This window comes from uncultured Leifsonia sp. (assembly GCF_945957465.1).
In the GTDB taxonomy this organism is placed as follows: Bacteria; Actinomycetota; Actinomycetes; order Actinomycetales; family Microbacteriaceae; genus Leifsonia.
Genome location: NZ_CAMFLC010000103.1, coordinates 1 through 4,481, shown reverse-complemented (window position 1 = coordinate 4,481; position 4,481 = coordinate 1). Strand labels below are relative to the sequence as shown.

At 71.0% G+C, this 4,481-nt stretch carries 3 protein-coding genes; 2 read left to right on the top strand and 1 reads right to left on the bottom strand.

What is annotated here, in order from left to right; all coding sequences use genetic code 11:
• The coding region (locus Q0Q23_RS19790; protein WP_295128439.1) for a helix-turn-helix domain-containing protein at positions 1-1,256 on the bottom strand (1,256 nt) is incomplete at its 3' end.
• A 132-nt stretch (positions 1,257-1,388) separates the two neighbouring features.
• Here Q0Q23_RS19790 and aceA point away from each other — a divergent pair.
• Together aceA and aceB are read left to right on the top strand one after the other, a co-directional pair.
• Positions 1,389-2,696 (top strand): isocitrate lyase, encoded by a 1,308-nt coding sequence (gene aceA, locus Q0Q23_RS19785; protein ID WP_295128436.1) that lies wholly within the window; start codon positions 1,389-1,391, stop codon positions 2,694-2,696.
• A 36-nt stretch (positions 2,697-2,732) separates the two neighbouring features.
• Complete coding sequence (aceB, locus tag Q0Q23_RS19780) at positions 2,733-4,382, top strand: malate synthase A (RefSeq protein ID WP_295128433.1); 1,650 nt, start codon at positions 2,733-2,735, stop codon at positions 4,380-4,382.
• The last annotated feature ends 99 nt before the right edge of the window (positions 4,383-4,481 follow it).

Sequence of the window (4,481 nt, the reverse complement as noted above, 5' to 3'; positions counted from 1 at the left end):
CCGCGGAACCACTTCACGTGCGCGAACGGCACGCCGACGCTCACCGAATAGTCGCCCTCCTTGGCCTTTTCGATGCGGGAGGTGCACCAGAACGTGCCGCGCGGAGTGTCCGTGTACTGGTAGTACGGGCTGAACCGGTCGGCGACGTCGAAGACCGTGCGCGCCGTCCAGCTGCGGCAGACCGGGGTCCCCTCGATCGCGCCGAGGGCGTCGGACGGGAACGCGACCGAGTCGTTCTCGTAGGCCTTGATGATCGTGCCCGACTCGTGCACCTTCATGAAGTGCACCGGGATGCCGAGGCGTGCCGTCGCGAGGTTGGTGAACCGGTGGCACGCGGTCTCGTACGACACCGCGAAGGCATCGCGCAGGTCCTCCATGGAGATGCGCCGGAAGTTCTTGGCCTCGGTCAGGAACGCCACCGCGTCCTTCTCGGGCAGGAGCAGCGCGGCGGTCAGGTAGTTGGTCTCCACCCGCTGCCGCAGAAAGTCGGCGTAATTTCTCGGCTCGTCGTGCCCGAGCAGCTGGGAGGCGAACGCCTGCAGGATGGGGGAGCGGGAGTCGCGGGAGGCCGACTGCTCGGTCGGCAGGTAGATGCGGCCGTTGCGCTTGTCGGTCACCGACCGGGTCGAGTGCGGCAGGTCGCCGACGTAATGCAGCGAGAAGCCGAGGCGGTCGGCCATGTCGGCCACGGTCTGGTGCGAGACCGGGCCGCCGGTGTGCCCGACGGCGCCGAGGAGGTCGGCGGCGATGGCCTCAAGGTCGGCGAAGTAGTTGTCGCGTGCGCGCATCGTCGCGCGCAGCTCGGCATTGGCGCGCCGGGCCTCCTCCGGCGTGGCCGCGCGCTCGCGGTGCAGCCGGGAGACCTCCTGGTGCAACGCCAGGATCGCCCGGAGCGTGGCGTCGGGAACGGACTTGGACACCCGCACCGGATCGATCCCGAGCGCGGCGAACACCGGGCCGCGCTGGGCGCGCTCCACGGCGATCTCGAGGGCGGCCCGCTCGTCGGGCGCGTCCGGGGCCAGGAGGTCGTCCACGCTGACTCCGAGCGCTGACGCGATGGCGCGCAGCTGGGCCAGGCGGGGCTCGCGGTTGCCGTTCTCGATCGCCGAGACCTGTGAGGGTGCACGATCGATCGCGGACGCGAGGGCCTCCAAGGTCATCGCCTTCTGAATCCGGTAGGCGCGCACGCGCCGCCCCAGAGTGAGTGCGTCGGTCGCGGTCGCTTCGTCGTCGACCGTGACAGCGGTGTCGGTCATGCAGGACATCGTGACACTCGCCGGGAGTTCTGGCAAACAGAAGAACAGCAGGATTTCTGCGGGCGGATCTTCTCCGCAACCGGTGCGGGCCGGGCACGATCGTGTCATCCGATCCGACCGATGGAGGTCCCCATGAACAGCTCAGCCCGCCCCGGTGACACGACGCAGACCGCTGCCGAGCTCCGCCTCGAGTGGGATGCCGACCCGCGCTGGTCCGGCATCCGCCGCGACTACACGGCCGAGGATGTCGTCGCGCTGCGCGGCCCGGTCCGCGAGGAGCAGACCCTCGCCCGGCGTGGCGCCGAGCGGCTCTGGGAACTCATCCAGCGCGACGGCACCGGACCCGACGCCACCTGGGTCGCCGCCCTCGGCGCACTGACCGGCAACCAGGCGGTGCAGCAGGTGCGCGCCGGCCTGGAGGCCATCTACCTGTCCGGCTGGCAGGTCGCCGCCGACGCCAACCTGTCCGGCCAGACCTACCCCGACCAGAGCCTCTACCCGGCCAACTCGGTGCCCGCGGTGGTGCGCCGCATCAACAACGCGCTGCTCCGCGCCGGCCAGGTGGAGGGCACCGACGGCGCCGTCACCGACTGGATGGCACCGATCGTCGCCGACGCGGAGGCCGGCTTCGGCGGTCCGCTCAACGCCTACGAGCTCATGCACGGCATGATCCAGGCCGGCGCCGCGGGCGTGCACTGGGAGGACCAGCTGGCGAGCGAGAAGAAGTGCGGTCACATGGGCGGCAAGGTGCTCATCCCGACCGGGCAGCACATCCGCACGCTCAACGCCGCGCGGCTCGCGGCCGATGTGGCGGGGGTGCCGACGATCGTCATCGCCCGCACCGACTCGCTCGCGGCGACGCTGCTCACGAGCGACCACGACGAGCGCGACCGCCCGTTCCTCACCGGAACCCGCACCGCCGAGGGCTTCTACGAGGTCCGCAACGGCATCGAGCCGGTCATCGCGCGCGGCCTCGCCTACGCGCCGTACGCCGACCTCCTCTGGGTCGAGTCGGCGGAGCCCGACCTGGAGTTGGCCCGCCGGTTCGCGGAGGCGGTGCACGCCGAGTTCCCCGGAAAGAAGCTGGCCTACAACTGCTCGCCGTCGTTCAACTGGCGCAAGCACCTGGACGACGAGACCATCGCCCGCTTCCAGCGGGAGCTGGCCGCGATGGGCTACGCCTTCCAGTTCATCACGCTCGCGGGCTTCCACGCCCTCAACTACTCCATGTTCACGCTCGCCAAGGACTACGCCGACCGGCAGATGAGCGCGTACGTGGACCTCCAGGAGGCGGAATTCGCCTCCGAGAGCGCCGGCTACACCGCCACCCGCCACCAGCGGGAGGTCGGCACCGGCTACTTCGACCGCATCGCGACCGCGCTCAACCCCGACAGCGCCACCCTCGCCCTCGTCGGCTCCACCGAACAGCACCAGTTCTGATCCGCGCACCGCGGACCGAGAGACAAGGACACGACCATGATCGAGATCACCGGGCCCCGCGTCGACGGGACCGACGACATCCTCACCCCGGAGGCTCTGGCCCTCGTCGACCATCTGCACCAGGCCTTCGCCGCCCGCCGGCAGGAGCTCCTGCTGGAACGCCAGCGCCGCCGGTCGGAGGCCGGCAACGGCCGCGACCCGAAATTCCTCAGCACCACCGAGGCGGTGCGTGCCGACCCCACCTGGCGCGTCGCCGGCGCCGGCCCGGGCCTGGAGGACCGCCGGGTGGAGATCACCGGCCCGACCGACCCCAAGATGGCGATCAACGCCCTCAACTCGGGTGCGCGGGTCTGGCTCGCCGACCTGGAGGACGCCACCAGTCCCACCTGGGAGAACATCGTCGGCGGCCAGCGCACCCTGCGCGACGCCGTCCGTGGCGGCCTCGCGTTCACCAGCCCGGAGGGCAAGGACTACCGCGTGACCACGCCGCAGGAGCACACGCCCACCATCGTGATGCGGCCACGGGGCTGGCACCTGGTCGAGAAGCACCTGGCCTTCACCGACCGCGCCGGGCGGACGGCGCCCGCCAGCGCGTCGCTCACCGACTTCGGGCTGTATTTCTGGCACAACGCGGCCGAACTGGTCGCATCCGGTCGGGGGCCGTACTTCTACCTCCCGAAGCTGGAGTCGCACCTGGAGGCCAGGCTGTGGAACGACATCTTCGTGTTCGCGCAGCAGCGCATCGGGATGCCGGTCGGCACGATCAGGGCGACCGTGCTCATCGAGACGATCCCGGCCGCCTTCGAGATGGAGGAGATCCTCTACGAACTCCGCGAGCACTGCGCCGGCCTCAATGCGGGACGCTGGGATTACATCTTCTCGATCATCAAGACGTTCCTCGGTCGCGGGCGCCGCTTCGCGTTCGGCGACCGGCGCGGGATCACGATGACCGTCCCGTTCATGCGCGCCTACACCGAGCTGCTGGTGGCCACGTGCCACAAGCGCGGCGCGCATGCGATCGGCGGCATGAGCGCTTTCATCCCCAACCGCCGCGACGCGGAGGCCACCGAGCGCGCTCTCGCCCAGGTCGCCGATGACAAGCGGCGGGAGGCCGGCGACGGATTCGACGGCACCTGGGTCGCGCATCCCGACCTCATCCCCACAGCGCTCGCGGAGTTCGACGCGGTGCTCGGCGAGCGGCCGAACCAGGTCGATCGCCTGCGCGACGACGTCCGGGTCACGGCGGGCGACCTCCTCGACATCAGCTCGGCGGGCGGGACGGTGACCGATGCCGGCGTGCAGTCGAACGTCTCGGTCGCGTTGCGCTACATCGAGGCCTGGCTGCGCGGCACCGGTGCCGTCGCGATCGACGGGTTGATGGAGGACGCGGCCACCGCGGAGATCTCCCGCTCGCTGCTGCGTCAGTGGATCGAGAACCGCGTGGTGACCGACGAGGGCACCACCGTCGACCGGGCGCTCGTCGACGGCGTCCTCGAGGAGGAGCGCGGCCGACTCGCCGCCGCAGCCCGCGAGTCCGGAACGGATCACCGCTTCGACGACGCCGCCGAACTGCTGCGCGAGGTGTCGCTGGCCGAGGACTTCCCGACCTTCCTGACGATCCCGGCCTACACCCGGTTCCTGGTGGACGAGCCGCGATTCGCCGAGGAGCTGGCGCCGGCCGTCTGAACCGGGCCCGGCCGGCGCCGACGGCTGTGGTTGCCGTCACAGGGGGTGGGGGGGGGGGGACCCCGCGAGCCCCCCCCCCACCGGCAGGTAGGGGGCGCG

Coding starts and splice junctions, on each gene's coding strand:
- aceA (WP_295128436.1), top strand. CDS start 1,389: ATGAACAGCTCAGCCCGCCCCGGTGACACGACGCAGACCGCTGCCGAG.
- aceB (WP_295128433.1), top strand. CDS start 2,733: ATGATCGAGATCACCGGGCCCCGCGTCGACGGGACCGACGACATCCTC.